The 17,948-nt window shown below is 70.1% G+C and carries 20 protein-coding genes; 14 read left to right on the top strand and 6 right to left on the bottom strand.

Translation table 11 applies throughout. From position 1 onward, the window contains the following. The first annotated feature begins 88 nt into the window (after window positions 1-88). From JOE30_RS21065 to JOE30_RS21055, 3 genes are read left to right on the top strand one after another with little or no spacing between them, the layout of a single operon-like run. Window positions 89-736, top strand: a complete 648-nt coding sequence (locus tag JOE30_RS21065; RefSeq protein WP_027504733.1) for an SDR family oxidoreductase — start codon at window positions 89-91, stop codon at window positions 734-736. 39 nt (window positions 737-775) lie between these two features. Then, a complete protein-coding gene (locus JOE30_RS21060; RefSeq protein ID WP_204868877.1) occupies window positions 776-1,609 on the top strand; it encodes an HAD family hydrolase in 834 nt (277 codons plus the stop codon). 15 nt (window positions 1,610-1,624) lie between these two features. Then, complete coding sequence (locus JOE30_RS21055; protein ID WP_204868876.1) at window positions 1,625-2,368, top strand: siderophore-interacting protein; 744 nt, start codon at window positions 1,625-1,627, stop codon at window positions 2,366-2,368. Between the two features lie 22 nt (window positions 2,369-2,390). Here JOE30_RS21055 and JOE30_RS21050 read toward each other — a convergent pair whose 3' ends face one another. The 3 genes from JOE30_RS21050 to JOE30_RS21040 form a co-directional block, all read right to left on the bottom strand. Beyond that, window positions 2,391-2,951: a hypothetical protein gene (locus tag JOE30_RS21050; protein WP_204868875.1), complete on the bottom strand. Its 561-nt coding sequence runs from the start codon at window positions 2,949-2,951 to the stop codon at window positions 2,391-2,393. 61 nt (window positions 2,952-3,012) lie between these two features. Next, window positions 3,013-3,789, bottom strand: a complete 777-nt coding sequence (locus tag JOE30_RS21045) for an ESX secretion-associated protein EspG (protein WP_204868874.1) — start codon at window positions 3,787-3,789, stop codon at window positions 3,013-3,015. Beyond that, window positions 3,786-5,198, bottom strand: a complete 1,413-nt coding sequence (locus tag JOE30_RS21040; RefSeq protein WP_204868873.1) for a hypothetical protein — start codon at window positions 5,196-5,198, stop codon at window positions 3,786-3,788. Before JOE30_RS21040 ends, JOE30_RS21045 begins: the two co-directional genes overlap by 4 nt. Window positions 5,199-5,353: 155 nt before the next feature. On the opposite strand from JOE30_RS21040, the gene JOE30_RS21035 reads away from it, so the two are divergent. Further along, window positions 5,354-6,550 carry a metallophosphoesterase gene (locus tag JOE30_RS21035; RefSeq protein ID WP_204868872.1) on the top strand — a complete coding sequence of 399 codons (1,197 nt, stop codon included), beginning with the start codon at window positions 5,354-5,356 and terminating at the stop codon, window positions 6,548-6,550. On the opposite strand, the gene JOE30_RS21030 is transcribed toward JOE30_RS21035, so the two are convergent. Beyond that, window positions 6,513-7,835, bottom strand: a complete 1,323-nt coding sequence (locus tag JOE30_RS21030; RefSeq protein WP_204868871.1) for a CdaR family transcriptional regulator — start codon at window positions 7,833-7,835, stop codon at window positions 6,513-6,515. The two genes, JOE30_RS21035 and JOE30_RS21030, sit on opposite strands and share 38 nt — an antisense overlap. A 167-nt stretch (window positions 7,836-8,002) precedes the next feature. On the opposite strand from JOE30_RS21030, the gene JOE30_RS21025 reads away from it, so the two are divergent. From JOE30_RS21025 to JOE30_RS21005, 5 genes are read left to right on the top strand one after another with little or no spacing between them, the layout of a single operon-like run. Beyond that, window positions 8,003-8,779 (top strand): ABC transporter ATP-binding protein, encoded by a 777-nt coding sequence (locus JOE30_RS21025; protein ID WP_239532446.1) that lies wholly within the window; start codon window positions 8,003-8,005, stop codon window positions 8,777-8,779. Beyond that, on the top strand, window positions 8,769-9,512 hold the full coding sequence (locus tag JOE30_RS21020) for an ABC transporter ATP-binding protein (protein ID WP_307806276.1): 744 nt from the start codon (window positions 8,769-8,771) through the stop codon (window positions 9,510-9,512). Before JOE30_RS21025 ends, JOE30_RS21020 begins: the two co-directional genes overlap by 11 nt. Window positions 9,513-9,536: 24 nt before the next feature. Further along, window positions 9,537-10,415, top strand: a complete 879-nt coding sequence (locus tag JOE30_RS21015) for a branched-chain amino acid ABC transporter permease (RefSeq protein WP_027504741.1) — start codon at window positions 9,537-9,539, stop codon at window positions 10,413-10,415. A 1-nt stretch (window position 10,416) separates the two neighbouring features. Continuing rightward, on the top strand, window positions 10,417-11,511 hold the full coding sequence (locus JOE30_RS21010; RefSeq protein ID WP_204868870.1) for a branched-chain amino acid ABC transporter permease: 1,095 nt from the start codon (window positions 10,417-10,419) through the stop codon (window positions 11,509-11,511). Continuing rightward, entirely contained in the window at window positions 11,508-12,842 is a 1,335-nt protein-coding gene (locus tag JOE30_RS21005) for an ABC transporter substrate-binding protein (protein WP_204868869.1), read from the top strand. The genes JOE30_RS21010 and JOE30_RS21005 overlap by 4 nt, the downstream gene beginning before the upstream one ends. 84 nt (window positions 12,843-12,926) lie before the next feature. Here the strand turns inward: JOE30_RS21005 and JOE30_RS21000 are convergent, their stop codons facing one another. Both JOE30_RS21000 and JOE30_RS20995 read right to left on the bottom strand, forming a co-directional pair. Further along, complete coding sequence (locus JOE30_RS21000) at window positions 12,927-13,568, bottom strand: hypothetical protein (RefSeq protein ID WP_204868868.1); 642 nt, start codon at window positions 13,566-13,568, stop codon at window positions 12,927-12,929. A 23-nt stretch (window positions 13,569-13,591) separates the two neighbouring features. After that, window positions 13,592-14,704, bottom strand: coding sequence for a hypothetical protein (locus JOE30_RS20995; RefSeq protein WP_204868867.1), 1,113 nt, complete (start codon window positions 14,702-14,704; stop codon window positions 13,592-13,594). A gap of 163 nt (window positions 14,705-14,867) precedes the next feature. Between JOE30_RS20995 and JOE30_RS20990 the strand changes: the two genes are divergently transcribed. The 5 genes from JOE30_RS20990 (at window position 14,868) to JOE30_RS20970 (ending at window position 17,854) form a co-directional block, all read left to right on the top strand. Then, on the top strand, window positions 14,868-15,506 hold the full coding sequence (locus JOE30_RS20990; protein WP_204868866.1) for a CsbD family protein: 639 nt from the start codon (window positions 14,868-14,870) through the stop codon (window positions 15,504-15,506). Between the two features lie 257 nt (window positions 15,507-15,763). Beyond that, complete coding sequence (locus JOE30_RS20985) at window positions 15,764-16,060, top strand: WXG100 family type VII secretion target (protein WP_204868865.1); 297 nt, start codon at window positions 15,764-15,766, stop codon at window positions 16,058-16,060. After that, window positions 16,057-16,344 (top strand): WXG100 family type VII secretion target, encoded by a 288-nt coding sequence (locus JOE30_RS20980; RefSeq protein ID WP_204868864.1) that lies wholly within the window; start codon window positions 16,057-16,059, stop codon window positions 16,342-16,344. The genes JOE30_RS20985 and JOE30_RS20980 overlap by 4 nt, the downstream gene beginning before the upstream one ends. Then, window positions 16,344-17,618 carry a hypothetical protein gene (locus tag JOE30_RS20975; protein ID WP_204868863.1) on the top strand — a complete coding sequence of 425 codons (1,275 nt, stop codon included), beginning with the start codon at window positions 16,344-16,346 and terminating at the stop codon, window positions 17,616-17,618. Before JOE30_RS20980 ends, JOE30_RS20975 begins: the two co-directional genes overlap by 1 nt. After that, window positions 17,615-17,854: a hypothetical protein gene (locus tag JOE30_RS20970; protein WP_204868862.1), complete on the top strand. Its 240-nt coding sequence runs from the start codon at window positions 17,615-17,617 to the stop codon at window positions 17,852-17,854. Before JOE30_RS20975 ends, JOE30_RS20970 begins: the two co-directional genes overlap by 4 nt. Window positions 17,855-17,948 lie beyond the last annotated feature (94 nt).

Below are 17,948 nucleotides of genomic sequence, written 5' to 3'. Positions count from 1 at the left end.
GATGTTTGTCGGGCACCGACCGTAGGGAACCCCCCTCTCCGGACGGTCGCACGGCCGCCCGTGCTCGAAGAAGGGACACCCGGAACTCATGTCACGCATCGCAGTCGTCGGCGGCCACGGCAAGATCGCCCTGAAGCTCGCGAAGATCCTGACCGAGAGTGGGCACCAGGTCACCTCGTTGATCCGCAATCCCGATCAGACCGCCGACATCGAGAAGACCGGCGCCACCGCCGTCGTCGCGGACGTCGAGGCGCAGACCACCCAGGAGATCGCCGGAACCGTGACGGGCCACGACGCCGTCGTCTTCGCTGCCGGCGCCGGGGGCGGCGATGCCGACCGCACGTACGCGGTGGATCGCGACGCCGCCATCCGCTGCATCGACGCGGCGTCTGCGTCGGGCGTCCCGCGCTTCGTGTTGGTGTCGTACTTCGGTGCGGGCCCGGATCACGGTGTCTCCCCGGACGACTCCTTCTACGCGTACGCCGAGGCGAAGGCCGAGGCCGACCAGCACCTGAAGAACAGCGACCTGTCCTGGACCATCGTCGCGCCGTCCGGCCTCACCGACGACGCCGGCACCGGCTCCATCACCACCAAGGAGCAGGGAGCGACGGGCGCCTCGGTCAGTCGTGACGACGTGGCCGCGGTGATCGCCACCGTGCTCGACACCCCGTCCACCGCCGGCCGCATGATCGAGTTCGACCAGGGCGAGACGCCCATCGCCGACGCGCTGAGCTGACTCCCGGTCGGAGCGGTCACCGGGTGAGAGGCTGACCCGGTGACCGTCCGACTCTTCGCCACCGATCTCGACGGGACGCTGCTGCGCTCCGACCGGACCATCTCCGCACGCACCGCCGACGCCATGGCGGCAGCGCGGGACGCGGGGATCGACGTGGTGTGGGCCACCGCCCGTGCCCGGCACTCCGTGCACGAGTTCGCCGAGCAGAGCGGTTTCCGCGGAATCGCGGTGTGCGCCAACGGCGCCGTGCTCATCGATCTCGCCGACGGGACGCCCGTCATCATCGAGACGGTGGGGATGGACGTCGCCGTCGGCCAGGCCGCGGTCGATCGGGTGCGCACCCTCGTACCGGGAACCGTGGTCGCCGCGGTCGGCCCCACCTCGTTCGTCGCGGAGACGGGCTACGCCGCGCTGTGCGTGTTCTCCGACCATCACCGCGACCCGTCCACCATGGACATCTCCAGTACGACACGTTTCCCGTGGTTGCGGGAGGACATGGTGAAGATCGTCGCCCGCCACGCCACCGTGCCGAGCGTGGATCTCTACCGCGCGTTGCTCGCAGGCGGCGTCGACGATGTCTCGGTGACCCATTCCGGCGCGCCCTACGTGGAGATCGCCGCGCGCGGAGTGTCCAAGGCGACCGCCCTGGCGGCGCTGTGCGAGCGCCGCGGCATCGCTCGGCGTGATGTCGCGGCCGCCGGCGACGCACGCAACGATCTGGAGATGTTGGCGTGGGCCGGCACAGCGATCTGTCCTTCCAATGCCATTCCCGAGGTGCAGGCTCTCGTCGATCGGGTGGTCGCGAGCCACGACGACGACGGCATCGCGGAGTACCTCGAGGAATTGGCACACCCCCGCGCCGGTCAGAGTTAGGCTACCCTCAGCTGCATGAGCGACGCAGCGACCAGCGAGCAGACCAAGGGCTGGCAGGGCACTGTCCTCAAGCTGATGGGCGGCTCGGACGTGCTGCTCACCGTCCTCGCGGCGGAGGACGTCACCCCGCACTACCGGCGGCTGACGGTCTCCGCGGGTGGACTGTTCACGCGCAAGCCGGTGCATCCGACGATGTGGTTGCGCCTGTGGTTTCCCACCGACGACGGCAGTGCGTCGCTGCACCACCGTGCCTACACGGTCGTGAACCCGGACCCGGAGAACGACCGCTTCGACCTCGAGTTCGCGCTACATGACGGTCCGGCCGCGCGCTGGGCCCGACGCGCCACCCCCGGCGCCACCCTCGAGGCGACGTTCCAGGGCTCGAAGTACGCGGTACCGGACCCGCTTCCCGCCGGATACCTCATCGCGGGGGACAGCGCGGCACTTCCCGCGGTGAACTCGTTGCTGGCCGCTCTGCCCGACGATCTCCCCGTCACCCTGTGGCTCGAGACCGTGCACGACGGCGACGATGCGCTCCCGCTCGCGGCGACGAGTGCCACGCAGGTCCATCGAGTACGACGGCGTGACGACGGTGCCTCGATGGTGGAAGCCGTCTCGGCCGCGGCCTTCGACGCGTCTCGCCACGCCGCGTGGGTCGCGTGCGACACGGTCACGACGCGCTCGATCGCGTCGATCCTGAAGTCCGACTACCGCGTTCCCCGTAAGTCGGTGAAGGCTCAGGGGTACTGGATCCCCTGAGCGTCACGCTCGACGGGGGCCGTCAGGAACGACCGTGATACGTCTTCGCCGCAGTGGTGGACAGCAGGGCCACGATGACGAACCCCATCAGGCCGTTGACGATCGCGGAGCCAAACGCTGCGGTGATGGCTCCCGCGGCGAGGAACGGCAGCACGATGACCGCGACGACCACCAGGCCGGCGATCCAGCTGAAGAACGTGTTCGGTGACGGCACCGCTTGGAACAGCAGGAGCATGAACGCTCCGGCGAGGATCGCGGCGAGGGCGCCGTACACACCGGCGATCCAGGGATCCTCCAGTCCGTACATCCAGAACACGCTGGTTCCGGTGCGGTTGTAGACGGCCTGGACGATCGCCGTGGCCACCCACCCTGCGATGAACGTCGTGATGGCGGTGGCGACGACTCCGCCGATGAACGGGCCGACGTCGAACTTCAGTCCGGACGATGCCGGCTTCTGCGGCGCGTAGCGCTGACCACCGGGCTCGGCGTAGGGCTCCTGCCGACCGTAGGCCCGAGTGCGGTCGTCGTAGCCGTAGTTGCCGACGTCGCGGTTGTCGGAGTCGCGCGGGTAGCGATCGCTCATCTGCCCAGTCCTCTCGATCGGCCGCGCACGCGTCAGCGCCGCAGCGTTCAATGGCCCAACCCTAGCTGCGTGTACCCGTCACCGGTGGTACCGCACCGGCCCGTCGGATCTCGTCGTCGAGCGCCGCGGCGATGGTCTGGGCCGTGGCGGGCAGGACGGTCACCACGTCGGTCGCGTGCACCAGGTAGCGACCGTCGTCGACGGCGTCGATCCACCGTCTGCCCGCGATCGCCTCGAGCGGACCGTCGCCGCCGTGTCCCACGACGATCTCACCGAGCCCGTCCCGTGGTCCGTCGAGAATGTGGATCACGCGCTCGCGGTCGGTGTCGCCACGCGAATCGTGCAGGTGGGACGACGGAGCGCGGACCACGTCGTCGCGGGACACGGACGATGACGCCCTCTGTCCCGGGCGGCGGTGGGGCAGCGCCGCCGCGACGGTGTGGGCGACGCGCTCCGCTGGTACGGCATGAACGTGCACCGTGCCGCCGGTGTCGGAGGTGGGTCCCGGTTCCTGGACCACCACGACGGCGAGCGGGATTGCGGAGTACGAGGTTGCGGCTCGGATGCGGACACGTCGATCTCCCGACTCCACCCCGCAGGCGGTGACCTGGAGTCCGGGTCCGCCGAGCAGGGACACGGCGGCCAGCAGCGATCGGTCGCCGAGGCGGCGGCGGGCGGCCTCGCGCTCCGCACGCAAGTCTGCGGCTGTGCGGGCGGGCGTGGTCCAGGAGAAGGGGAACGGCACTCGATCGCGGCCGATTCGATCGAGGAGTACGGCGAACTCGAGTGACGTGAGGTTCCACGAGGCGACCCCCGTGGGAGCCGCTCGAACGATCACCCGATCACCGGGGGAGCGACGAGCGGGAGCTCTCCGATCAGGCGGTCGCCATTGTCCGCCGTGACCAGGTAGCCCGCCGTGGTGTGTTCGCCGTCCTGGTCTCCACCGGCGCGGCTCCCCGGCATCATCGCGCCCGGTCCGTAGGCCCCCGCGCGGGTGCCGGCTCCGGAACCGCCGGCGCCGGCCGCCGTCGCGCTCTGCAGGACGGGACCGGTGGTACCGCCCGAGGCGCTGCGCCCGGACGAGGATCCCGGACCGAGTGTCCGCGCGCCCGACCCGCCGGATCCCGACGACGAACGCTGCCCTGCCGTCCCGTACCCGGCGGGGGTCGAGCCTCGTCCGAAGCCCGCCGGTGAGGTCGCGGCCGGCCGGGGCGCCGACGGGCCGACCGGTGCCGTGTTTACGGGTGCGACACCCGCCGGCGTAGCTGCGCCACTCGGGGTGCCGCTCGTACCGGCTCCCGCAGAGTTCGGGGCGGCGGCCGCGGGCGGTGTCCCCGCGACGGGTGTCGAGTCGCCGACCGACGCCGCCGTGGTCGGCGCGGGAGTCGCGGAGAGAGACGAGAGTGCCGTCGAACCGAGCGATGCGGCGTCGACACCTCCGCGCGCGCCACCGGCGGCCGCCGCCGACGACGAGGAACCCGACGCGGAGCCGCCCGCCGGATCTCCCGGCGGCGTCAATACCGGCACGCCGTGATCGGCTCGGACGGCGGTGGGGACGTAGGTGCCGTTCATGACCGCCACGGCCTCGGCGCGCCGCTCCTCCTCCTCGGCCATCATCGCGGTGATCGACCCGGCGGCGCCGACGGGTCCGAGGAACGCGGCGGTCATCGCGGTGCGCGCCCAGTCCGACGGTGTGAAGGACTGTGGGGCGGGCATGGTGGCGCGGGTGAGCGCGAACCCGTCACGAGACTGCTCGAGCTTGCCCGCGACTATGTCCATGAGGTCGAGGGTGCGCAGAGACTCGGTGCGGTAGGTCGTGATCGCGGCGAGTGCGGAGTCCGCCGCTGCTCCCTGCCAGTCCGTCCCGAGCACGGCGCCGAGGTCGTTCCACAGGGTCCACACCAGCACGGTCGTCCTGGTGTGGGCCTCACGCCACATCGCGGCCCCGGAATCGAGCAGCTCCGGCGTGAGTTCGGTGGTGTGCGCGAACATCTCGGGGTGCGACATGCCGTCGAACGACTCCGGGACCACGACACTCTCGCCGCTCGCCGTGTCGCCCACCCTGGACCTGTCGACGGCCTCGCGGGCGACCCGGACGGCGTCGTCGGCGTGGAACTCCGCCGTCAGTCGCGCCGCGGACTCCGCCGCGTCGCTGTCGTGTCCCGTCGCGAAGTCGACCATCTCCGACGCCGCGCCCGAGATCGTCTCGCCCGCGGCGCCGATCACTCCCGTGATGTCGAACCCCATGTTCGTGTCCTCCCCGACCGCGATGCCACGATCCCCGTGACATTCGACGCGCGGACCGGCCGCACGGTTCCGCGTACGGTTGACGCGTCTCTCCCACGCGCCGCGATGCTCCTCGAGAGATCGCCGACGCTCCCGACACCGAAGGAACATGCACCATGTCGGACCACTCAGTGCCGGGCGAGGTTCGCGAGAGCACTCCGTCCGGCGGGCCGCCCGTGGGCCGGCTCGCCGTCGTGACGATCGTTCTCGCGATCCTTTTCGGGACGCCGCTGTGGACACTCGCGTACACCGGCGCGGACTGGCCGATCGCTGCGAGGATCACCGCGACGGTCGTTGCGGTCGGTGCTGCCGCAGCGCTCGTGGTCGGCATGGCGAAGGGGCACGGCCGGGCACACTCCGACCGATGGGCCCGCATCGGGGACACCCTGCTCGGACTGGTGTGGATCGCGTTCGTGTGGTCCGTCATCGGCCTCGTCGTCCGGCTCGGCCTCGGCCTCGTCGGGGTCGACGATCCACTGCGATCACGCATCGTCGCCGGCGCGGTGCTGGCTGTCATCGTCGCACTGGCGGTGTGGGGACGACGCGAGGCGATGCGGCTGCCGCGCACGAAGCACGTGACGGTGACGCTCGATCGACTCGGCGCGGGACTCGACGGGCTCCGCATCGTCCTGGTCACGGACACGCACTACGGTCCGATCGAACGGTCCGTGTGGTCCTCCGACGTTGTGGCGGAGATCAATCGTCAGGACGCCGACATCGTCTGCCACGTGGGTGATCTCGCCGACGGGTCGGTGGAGCGTCGACGCGAGCAGGTGGCTCCGCTCGAACGGGTGCACGCGAAGTCGGCGCGCGTCTACGTCACGGGCAATCACGAGTACTTCGGCGAGGCCCAGGAGTGGCTCGACCACATGACGTCACTGGGCTGGGACTCGTTGCACAACAGGCACATCACCGTCATGCGCGGTGGTGACAGGCTCGTCGTCGCAGGGGTCGACGACAGGACCGCCCGCGGGTCGGGCGAGGTGGGGCACGGCGCGGATCTCACCGCCGCGCTGACGGACGCAGAACCGTCGCTGCCGATCTTCCTGCTGGCGCATCAGCCGAAGCAGATCGACGCGGCCGTGGCGGCGGGAGTGGATCTGCAGGTCTCCGGGCACACACACGGCGGGCAGATCTGGCCGTTCGGGCTGCTCGTCCGACTCGATCAACCGGTCGTCCACGGCCTCAGCCGACACGGTGCCCGCACCCAGCTCTACACGAGCCGGGGCACGGGTTTCTGGGGTCCGCCGTTCCGCGTCTTCGCACCGAGCGAGATCACCGTGCTGACGTTGCGGTCGAGCTCTCTGGTGTGACGTTTCCGGCGTGAGTCGCGGCGACGCCGGCCACCGCGTCCGCCCAGTGTCCGGAGCGGACCAGGGCCAGGGTGAGGAGGAGCCGGTCGTCCGGTGCGGTGATGGATCGGCCGGTCAGTTCCTCGACCTGATGGAGCCGGTATATCACCGTGTTCCGGTGGCAGTACAGGAGTTTGGCGGCGTTGGTGGGTGAGCCGTCGGTGGCGAGGACGTGCGCCAGAGTCCGGAGCAGTACCTCCCGCTGCGCGGGTGGGTGTCCGTTCAGCGATCCGAGCGCGTGGGACACGACCAGATCCGAGATCTCGTCGTCGGCGGACATGACGATGTGGGGCAGTCGGTCCGTGGCCACCGCCGCGGGCGTGTCGCCCGCGCCGATGGTGGCCGCGGCACGCGCGGCAGCTCGGTAGGCGGCGGCGAAGGACACGAGTCCGTCCGCCGACGCCGCGATGCCCACCGGTCCTACCGCGCGCGCGGCGAGAGCCTCGGCCACGGGCGCGAGGTCGGTCTTGGCCGGGCACACGACGCCGAACTGGACGCCGTCGCGAATGTGCCAGTGCGACAGCGATGTCACGCCGTCGACCGCGTCCTCCGGTGAGGTCAGGGGTGGATCGCCCCGCTCGGACAGCGGGCCCACCACACACGCGACCCGATGCTGTGTGGTGAGGCCCAGTGTGTTCCGCGCATCGACGACGAACGCGGGATCGGCTCCGCGCCCGTCGCGCAGTCCGTCGAGAACGGCGAGGATCTTGGTGACGTCGCGCTGCTGCATCCGTGCGGTCTCACGCCGGTAGGAGTCGACGAGAATCGTGTTCTGCGCATCGAGTGCGTGCCACAACCGTTGGCCGGCGACGAGAAGCAGTCGCGGCTCGAGCAGCCCGGGATTCGCGCCGCGAGCGTTGACGAGTTCCTCCCACAACGTGCGACTACCGAGGGTGTACGCCTTGAGCACGAGTTCCATGGGGATGCCCTGGCGCGCCCGTTCGCGACCCGTGCGCCGCCACACCTCGGTGTTGTCCTCGCTTCCGTGCTGCGTGCCGCTGAGCTTGCGCAGCCCCAGACGGATGTGTTCCCGCGTGCTGCGACGGACCACGGCCGTGATGTCGGAGCCGGCCTGGAGGTAGTCGGGGTCCTGCTCGAACAGGGCCAGCGTGATGGAGTCGGCGATGGCGTCCGCCTCCGGGATCAGCGCCGCCCACGCGCGTTGGATCGCGGCTCGTTCCTCCGTCGACAGCCGTCCGCGGACAGGGTGCAGCCCCGATCCACGGCCGATCGACGGCGACGCCATGCGCGCATTTTTGCGCACAGCGCCCGACGGTTAGAGCGGTTTGACCGAAATTGGTGCCCCGGGCATGACCCTTTTCGTGCGCGGAGACCATATCGCCGACTGTGCGGAGTGACCATAGTGAGTGCCACCGAGATGTGAGGTGGGCCACTGTGTCAACGATCGAGACCATGACCGAGTCCGTGTTCGAGCTGTCGTCCGTCACCGTGTCGTTCGGCGGCATCGTCGCCCTGTCGGACGTCGGACTCGATGTCCGACGGAGCGAGGTCGTCGGTGTCATCGGACCCAACGGGGCCGGCAAGACGACACTGTTCAACGTCGCGTGCGGCCTCGTCGCGCCGCAGTCGGGCACCGTGACCCGGAACGGCCGGGTGGTGCGCCGGCTGAAGCCGACCGCGCTGGCCGCACTCGGCATGAGCCGCACACTGCAGGGCCTCGGGCTGTTCGACCGGATGACCGTGGTGGAGAACGTCATGGTCGGTGCGGACCATCTCGCCCGGACCTCGATCGCCGCCGGGCTGCTCGGACTCGCCCGGAGCGGGGCCGACACCGCCGCGATCCGCGACCGTGCTCTGGCCACGTTGTCCGAACTCCGCATCGACGAGTACGCCGACCGATATCCGCCCAGCCTGCCGTACGCGGTGCGCAAACGCGTCGCGCTCGCGCGGGCGCTGGTGGGGGAGCCGACGTTGCTTCTTCTCGACGAGCCGGCGTCGGGTCTGTCGAACGCGGAGATGGACGAGTTGGGTGAGCTGGTCCGCGGGCTCACCTCGCGGATGTCGATCCTGCTGGTCGAGCACCACATGGATCTGGTCATGAGTGTCTGTGATCGGTTGGTGGTCCTGGACTTCGGGAAGGTCATCGCGCGCGGGACACCCGACACGGTGCGCGAGGATCCCGCTGTGCTCGCTGCCTACCTGGGGGACGAGGTGGACCGTGACGCGTGACGTCGTGCGGGACGAGGCCACCCTCGACGCCCTGACCGTGTCCGATCTGACGGTGCGGTACGGCGCCGTCACCGCGCTCGACTCCGTGTCGCTGCGAGTGCCCCGCGGCGCGGTCACCGCGGTGCTCGGGGCCAACGGTGCCGGCAAGACGACCCTGCTCCGGACGATCTCCGCGCTGCACCCGCCGGTGTCCGGCCACATCCGGATGGGCGAGGTCGACCTCGTCGGGGCGAGTCCGGAGTCGATGTCACGACGGGGACTGTCGCACGTGCCCGAGGGTCGCGGGGTCATCGTCGAACTCACCGTCGAGGAGAACCTGCGGCTGGGAGCGTTGGGCCGCAACACGTCCGCGGCCGCGGTGGGGATCGATCGCGTGCTGACCATGTTCCCGGCTCTCGCGGAGCGTCGGGCGTCGACCGCGCACACGCTGTCGGGCGGTGAGCGCCAGATGCTGGTGATCGGGCGCGCCCTCATGGCGACTCCGACGATCCTGCTGCTCGACGAACCGTCGCTCGGGCTCGCTCCCCGCGTGGTGGCACAGATCTTCCAGACGCTGCGTGACTCGGTCGACGCGGACGGCCTCACCGTCGTACTGGTCGAGCAGAACGCCCGCAGCGCACTGTCCATCGCCGAACACGCCGTCGTGCTGTCCCTGGGGACGGTCGCGCGGGAGGGGCCGGCGGCCGACCTCGTCGGCGACGAGGAACTCCGCCACGCCTACCTCGGCTTCTGACCACCCTCACGAAAGGACGACAGAGTGCAACAACTGCTCACCATCGTCATCAACGGAGTGACCAACGGGATGGTCTATGCCGCATTCGCTCTGGCGCTCGTGCTCATCTGGCGCTCGACGCGCATCGTGAACTTCGCGCAGGCGCCCATGGCCATGATCACCACCTACGTGGCGCTCGTCGTGGTCGATGCCGGCTACTCCTACTGGGTCGGCTTCGCCGCCGCGCTCGTGTCCGGTCTGGTGCTCGGCGCGCTGATCGAGCGGCTGATCATCCGGTACGTCGACAGCGCGTCGCACATCAATCCGGTGATCCTCACCCTCGGTCTCTTCATCGTGATCCATGCGGTGGCGGCGCTGGTCTTCGGCAACCAGTTCCGGTCCTTTCCCGCTCCCTTCGGGCTCGACGGTCGGCGCATCGGGTCCGTGGACGTGGCGCTGACGGGCAACGACATCTACAAGGTCGTCGCGGTGCTGGTGGTGCTCGCCGCGCTGGTCGCGCTGTTCCGGTTCACCGATCTCGGACTCACGATGCGCGCCAGTGCTTTCAGTCAGGAGGTGTCGCGCCTGCTGGGAGTGCGGGTGGGCCGCATGCTCACGCTGGGATGGGCGCTGGCCGCGGTGGTGGGGTCGGTCGCAGGTCTGCTCATCGCCGGCGGGTCGTTGGTGCACCCCGGCTACATGGACTCCGTCGTGGTGTTCGGATTCGTGGCCGCCGTGCTCGGCGGTCTCGACAGCCCGGTGGGCGCCGTGGTGGGCGGTCTGCTGATGGGCGTCGGCCTCAGTGCAGTCAGTGGCTACATCGGGCAGGACCTGGTGTCCTTCGCGGCGCTGGTCATCCTCATTGCGGTGTTGTTGTTGCGTCCCAACGGATTGTTCGCTGCCGCGGCAGCGAGGAGGGTCTGACATGACCGTGACGACGACCGACACGCCCACCCCCTCACCCGCACGCTCGCGCGTCGCCCGCGCGGTGTCGACTCCGGTGCGGCGCCACCTGCTCGGCGCTCTGCTGGCCCTCGTCGTGGTGATTCTCGTGCTGGAGAGCGTCAGCACGTTCCGGCAGAGCCAGCTGACGTCGGTGGCGTATCTCGCGATCGCCGCGGCCGGACTGACCGTGCTCACCGGACTCAACGGTCAGCTCTCCCTCGGGCACGGCGCGTTCATGGCGGTCGGCGCGTACACCGCGGCACTGATGTTGCGGGCGAACGAGTCCGGCTGGTCGGTGCCCCTGGTCCTGATCGCGGCCACCGTCGTGGCCGGTCTGGTCGGGGTCGTCGTCGGGGTCGCCGCGGCGCGATTGCACGGGCCCTACCTGGCCGGCGCGACGTTGGCGCTCGCCGTCGCCGTCCCCGGTCTCGCGCTGTACTTCTCGGAGTACCTCGGGGGCGAGCAGGGGCTCATCGTGCCCAGTCCCGACGTGCCGTCCGCGCTCGACGACATCGCCTTCTTCGTCACCGGGAACGAACTGACGTCCACGAAGTTCGTGGCCTACGTCGGGTGGTTCCTGCTCGTGCTGGTGTTCTTCCTGTTGGCCAACGTGTCGTCGAGTCGTGTCGGACGGCGGTGGCGCGCCGTGCGTGACGACGAGGTGTCGGCCGAGATCGCGGGGATCGACCTCGGCCGGGCACGGGTCCTGGCCTTCGTGGTCAGCGCCGCGTGTGCCGGTGCCGCCGGCGCGATCATGGCGATGGCCTCCCGCATCGCCGCGCCCAGCGGGTTCACGCTGGTGTTGTCGCTGACACTGCTCTCCGCGGTGGTCATCGGCGGACTCGGTTCGCTGACAGGTGCTCTCATCGGTGCCGCGCTCCTCACCTACATTCCGCCGGTGGTGACCAACCTGGGCCTCGACGCCGGGTTGAGCAGCCTGCAGGCCGCGGAACTCGCGCCTCTGGTCACCGGCATCTTCACCGTGGTCGTGATCCTCTTCGCGCCACTCGGACTGGTCGGCACGGTCCGCGGTCGTCTCGTACAGCGTCGTCTGAAGAGAGAAGGAGTTCGATGAACAGGTTCCGAACATGGGCGCAGCGGGGCACCGCTCTCGCGGCGGCCGTCGTACTGGTGGCCTCGTGCGGTGCGGGTGGCCGTGAGGAGGCGGAGGAGTCCACGGAGGGCTCGACCGTCGGCATCACCGACACCTCGGTGAAAATCGGTGCGCACTACCCCCTGACGGGAGTCGCTGCGCCCGGGTACAGCGAGATCCCCACGGGCGCCAAGGCCTACTTCGACTACGTCAACGCCGCCGGCGGAGTGAACGGTCGTCAGATCGAGTACCTCGTGCGTGACGACGCGTACGACCCGACCACCACCACACAGGTGGTCAACGAGCTGGTCCTGCAGGACGAGGTGTTCGCGATGGTCGGCGGTCTGGGCACCGCGACCCACAGCGCGGTCATCGACTTCCTCAACGAGGAGGGTGTCCCCGATCTCTTCGTGTCCTCGGGTGCGATCATGTGGGGCAACGATCCGGCCAAGTACCCCAACACCTTCGGATGGCAGCCCGACTATCAGGTCGAGGGCAAGATCATCGGCGACTGGGTGCAGAAGAACCGGCCGGACGCCAAGGTGGGGCTGTTCCTGCAGGACGACGACCTCGGCCGGGACAGCGAGGCCGCGGTGCGGCAGTACCTCGAGGATCAGATCGTCGGCGTCGCCCGCTACACGTCCGGCAACACCGACGTCGCCCCGCAGATCGCGTCACTCCAGGCGGCGGGTGCCGATCTGATCCTGGGCTTCAACGTCCCGTCCTACACCGCGCTGAGCCAGCTGGTCTCCCGCCGACTGAACTACACGCCCGAATGGTTCTACAGCTCCATCGGATCCGACGTGGACCTCGTGGGGTCGCTGCTCGGGCGCTTCTCGCAGGGCGCGGTGACCGACGGCGCCTCGTCGCTCGAGAACATGATCTCCCTCGAGTACATCCCCGGCATCGACTCGCCGGACAACCCGTGGACACAGTTGTGGCAGAAGGTGTGGGCCGCCAACGGAACCGGCGAGGAGCTGACCAACTACCGCATCTACGGCATGAGCCACGCCTACGCCTTCGTGCAGGCCCTGCAGGCCGCGGGCGAGAACCCGACCAGGGAGTCGATCGTGTCGGCGCTGCAGTCGCAGGGCAAGGATCTGCCCGGTCCTCAGCTCGCCCCGTTCCGCTACTCGGAGGACAGTCACCTCGGCATCTCCGGTGCCAGCGTCTACAAGATCACGAACGGCAAGCCGGAGAACCTGACCCCTGTCCTGGTCACGGACATCGGCGACTCGGCCGTCGAGGAGTACACCGGTGAGGAGGCGACCCCACCGGAGAGCGGCATACCCGACACCCAGCCGGCGGGATGACTCGGTAGGCGGGATGACCCGGGGGCGGGGGCGTCGACACGCCCCCGCCCCCGTCACGTGTCGGCCCCGCTCGTCGGCAGTGGTCTACCCGCCGTGCTCGGTTCCATGCAGGACGGCGGTCGCGAGAACGGCAGGGTGAGCCCGTCCGGCCCACGTGCCGACCAGGGCGTGGCGATCGGCCGGGTCGTCCAGCGGGACGTGGTGCAGGGTGAGCGCGGCGGTGCCGACGTCGACGACGGTGTCGGTGCCGCGGGTGTCGACCGACGGCGCGTGGACGTCGGGAACGTCGGCGTCGGCCTGTCCGGTTCCGTGGACGAGCGCGGTGACGGTCCGCTCGGGACCGGGCTCGGCGTACTCGAACGTCGCCTGAGTTCCGCCCGTGAGAACGGTCCGCAGCAGCGTCGCGAGGTACACCGGATCGTGCGCCGCGTCGTGCACGTGGCGGGTCCCGAGCACGCTGTGTTCCATGGTGGTGATCAGCGCCGTCTCGGCGCCGGGAAGCGGTGCCGATCGGTAGGTGAGGGGCACGTGCAGGATCGTCCCGTCGGCGGCGCGGAGCAGGTGCGACTCCAGTCCCACCTCGCCGTCGGGATCGTCGAAGCGGTAGGCGTCGACGACCTCGAGCGTGCCGACGTCGATGCCTGTCGCCCACGGCTGCAGTGGAACCCACTGCCGCAGCAGGTCGATCTTGGTGGGAACGATGGTCGCGCGATGAATCAGGGCCACGCCGCGCACGCTACGCCGCGGTGTCAGTCCTCGGCGGAGGTCTCTGCGGCAACGGTGCCGAAGATGTCCGCGCGTCCCACGCCGTCGAGTACCGCGTGCCGGAGCTCGGGTGGCACCAGCAACACCTCTCCGCCGACGAGCAGTCCCTGGTCGATGAACGCTCGGAGCTTCGCGGTCACCAACTCCGCCGTCCGCTTGTCCTCGCCCTCGAGGTCGTCGTAGTTCTCGTCCAGATTGCCCTCGGGCGGGTCCGGCGTCATGGCGGCAAGGACCGCCTGGGCGACGAAGCTGTCGGCCACCGAGGCGGAGACATCGATCTCGTCGTCGGCGGACAACTGCGCCGTGACGTGCGCCGCGACGACGGTGCGCAGAGCGTCCGCCTCGCGCGCCCGGACGTTCGCCGCGAGTGGTCCGGGAGCGGCGCCGGCGTCCGAGATCTCCACGACGCCGGACGACACGGCGGTGGTCCAGGCGTGGGCGAGTTCCGGGACGTCGGCGGGCATCTGGAACGTCGACGCGGGCACGGTGAGCCCCAGCGCGGCGGCCACCTCCTTCGCGTCGATCGGCCGACCGGTGCTCGACCAGGCGAGCAGGGCGTCGACGTCGCGGACGATCGCGAGCTCGGCCAGTGCCGCCGACTCCGCGTCCGCAGTCACCTCGGGCAGGGTGATGTCCTCGGGCGTCAGCGTGTCGGGGACGCCGTCGACGAAATCGGTGAGGTCCTCCATGCAGTGCTCGTAGTCGGCGTCGCTGCCGCTCCAGATGTCCTCGTCGTCGAGGAACGTCAGATAGGACAGGGCGCTGAACACGAGGTGGAGCGCGGCGTCCTCGCTCGCCTCGGTGTTCTGCGCGAGGACGGACTCGGCGGCGTCGAGAACGAGGTGGGCGTCGTCCGGGGTCCAGGCCGTGGGGGTGAATCCCTCGTGAACTCGGGTGAGCTCACCCAGGAGCGATTCGACGACGCGACGCGTCGGCTCGACGTCTCCCGCGCCCTCCTGCGCGGCCATCCACGTCACGAAGCGAGCCAGCACCCGCTCGGTCGTGGACGCTGTCGGCCCCGAGGTCTGTCGGCGTCGCCGCGCCGCGGTCTTGGCGGCGCGCTTCTGTCCGCGGTTCGACGGTCGGTTGGATCCCATGCGCCGACCTTAATGCGATCACCGGTCCGGTCGTCCCGTCAGGTCGACGCGGGCTGTGACCCAGATCATGTGTCGTCGGCGCGCGCTTCTCCGTTCTCTGTACGACTCACCTTCATACGAACACGAGCGCGCCCGGTAGGGGCAGCGTCGAAAGGAGTGCATCATGGCCGACTTCATCGAGAAGGCTCAGAACAAGGTCGACGAGGCCGCAGGCGCCGCGAAGAAGAAGGCCGGAGAGGTCACGGGCGACGATTCGCTGCGTACCGAGGGTGCAGCCCAGCAGACCAAGGCGGACGGCAAGCAGGCCGCCGACAAGGCCGGTCAGGCTGTCGACGACGCCGCGGGTGCCGTGAAGGACAAGGCCGGGGACGTCGCAGACAAGGCGGAGAACGCGGCGAACAAGGCCTCCGGCAAGGCCGACGAGGTCGCGGACAAGGCTGCCGACAAGGCGAACGAGGTGGCCGACAAGGCCGGAGACGTCGCGGAGAAGGCAGCCGACAAGGCGAACGAGGTCGCTGCCAAGGCGCAGGACAAGGCCGGCGAGGTCGCCGATCGTGCCAAGCACGCCGCGGACAACGTCGCCCAGCAGGTGCGCAGCTTCGACGCGAACTCCTCCGACGTGAAGAAGGCCTCCGCAGTGAGCGCCCCCGTCATCGCGGCCGTCATCGGTGCGATCGTGGCCGTCGTCGTGGTGCGCCGCCGGCGCAACGCCCCGCGCCGGGTCGCCCAGAAGCGATTGTCCGCCGCGCAGAGCTTCGGTCAGGATCTGGCCGAGACGGTGAAGCACAAGCTCGACCGCTGATCACCGAGAGATATCCGGGTCAATGCTGCGGACTGTTCGTTCGAACGAGGGGGCAGCGTTGATCTGATCACCGTGCACCGTCACCACGGTGCACAGTGACCACCATCCGAATGCGGCGTCTGCGCGAGGCAGGCGCCGCATTCGTGTGTCCGGACGCCGCTGACCGGTCCCGCGGGAACCGAATGCGAGTCCCTCCCGTCCATGCCTGCACACGCCGCCGACGACCGGTCGCCGGCGCCGGGCGGGGGGAGCACGGCATGGAACACACGGCTGTCGACGCGGCGACCATGGTGGACGCGGCCAGGGCGTTGAGCAGGGTGTCGCTGGATCTCGAGCGGGAGGTCGCGGAGGCCGCCTCGGTCGTCGCCGCGGTGTCCGCCTCGTGGCAGGGCAGTGCGGCGACAGCGTTCGTCGACGGGTGGGACACCGTTCACCACGGCGCCCGGTCGGTGGTCGCGGCGCTCGAGGACTCAGCGGGTCGACTCGAGATCGCAGCGACTGCCTATGTGGGACAGGACGACACGGCCGCGGCCGCGATCGCGGGTGCGGTGTGACGGGCTACCGGGTCGACCTGGCCGAACTGGATGCCGTGGTGGTTCGGCTGACACGGTTGGCCGAGGCCACGCGGGTCGCCCTCGACGACGTGTCGGTGCGGGTGTCCGCCCTGCCGTGGGAGGGCGGGGCGGCAGAGGCTCATCGCGCTGCGCAGAGCGCATGGTCGGCGGGGGCTCGCGAGATGGCGGTCGGTGTCGAGACCGTGAGAGATGCTGCACGCCGGGCACACTCGTCGTACGCCGCGGTCGTCGAGGCGAACAGCCGCATGTTCGGGCACGACTGATGGCGCCTCCGGTCGTTCTCGACGTGTCACCCGAGGTCTACGCCGAGGCGGCTCGCTCGGTGTATCGCGCGGACGAGATCATGGCGAGTGCGGTGAACGTCCACCACGGTGCCGCGCGCGCGTGGGCGGCGATGGCGGGAAGCGACGCCGCGGGCGAACAGTGGGGCCGGGCGTACGACGGGAACGTCGTCGATCTCTCCCGCGCACTCGCCACGACGTTCTCGGCGACGTCGGTGCTGGCGCGGCTCGTCGATCAGGCGGGCGCCAATCACGCTGCGGCGGAATCGATCGCGGTGGTTCCGGGTACGCCGCCGCCGCCGGGCCGGGCACCGGCCGCCGTGCGGCAGCTCGAGTATCCGAGCGCCGTGGGTGACCTCGGCCCGGGTCTCCAGGGTGCGGTGGAGCTGGCCGACGCGGTCGGCGTGCCGTGCCCCAACGGCGACACCGACGCGCTGCGGGACGCGTCGAGCGCGTGGATCGTGCTGGGGCAGGCGATGCTCGATGCACGGTCCGAGGTGCTCGGTGCCGCAGCCGATCTGGGTGCCGTGGACGTGCCGGAGCGGGAGTCGATGGTGCGGGACCTCCGTCGACTGTCCGAGGCCGTGGAAGCGGTGGCGGGTGCGTGCTCGGGACTGGCCGCCGCGTGCCGCGACTACGCCGAGCAACTCGAGAAGACGCGCCGCGACATCCGCGACCTGATCGAGCAGTTCGCGGTGGAGGAAGCGGCGGCCGTCGCGGTCGGTATCGGGTTGGCCTTCGTGTCCGCGGGACTGTCGGCGGCGGCGGGAGCGGCGATCACGGCCGGTCGTTTCGCACGTACCGCCTCGAGAGTGCGCGCGGTCATCGCGGCGCTGCACGCGTTCGCTCGGATGCGGCGCACGGAGACGTCGATGGCGACGGTGCGACGAGCGGCCGACGACGTGGAGGATCTGGCCACTCGCGTCCCCGTCGGCCTGGACGACGTGGCTGCCGCGGAGCGTGCTGCCGGTCCGCCGCCGGGCGGGTGGTCGTCCAGTCGTGCGCTCGACGACCACTTCGCGCGCCACGGCGCCGACGTGGGTGCGCGGTCGGCCGACGAGTACGCCGACCTCGCGGCGCGGTTCCGCACGGAGGGCTCGCATCAGGTCAAGGTCGGCCCGGACGGCACCGTGCGGATGTACGACCCGGAGACCAACACGTTCGCGTCCTACGCGCCGGACGGCACCACCAAGACATACTTCAAACCCGGATCCGGTGCGTCGTACTGGGACCGTCAACCAGGAGTTCCGGAATGACCACTCACCTCTGCCCGGTCTGCCACTATCCCGGTCTCGCGGACCCGCCGTGGTCGGAGGCGGGCCCGTCGTACGAGATCTGCCCGTCGTGCGGCTACGAGTTCGGTGTCACCGACGACGACCTGGGAGTGACGCCCGAATCCTGGCGCCGGCTGTGGATCGACCGCGGGCATCCGTGGAGTTCGACGGCACCGCCGCCGCCCGGTTGGGACGGCACACGGCAACTCCGGCGGTGAACTGCGGGAAGGCCGGAGGCCGGTCGGTGGACTGCGGGAAGGCCGGAGGCCGGTCGGTGGACTGCGGGAAGGCCGGAGGCCGGTCGGTGGACTG

The organism is Rhodococcus sp. PvP016, assembly GCF_017832185.1.
In the GTDB taxonomy this organism is placed as follows: Bacteria; Actinomycetota; Actinomycetes; order Mycobacteriales; family Mycobacteriaceae; genus Rhodococcoides.
The sequence above is the reverse complement of the archived record's forward strand: the minus strand, read 5'-3'. Positions and strand labels throughout refer to the sequence as shown.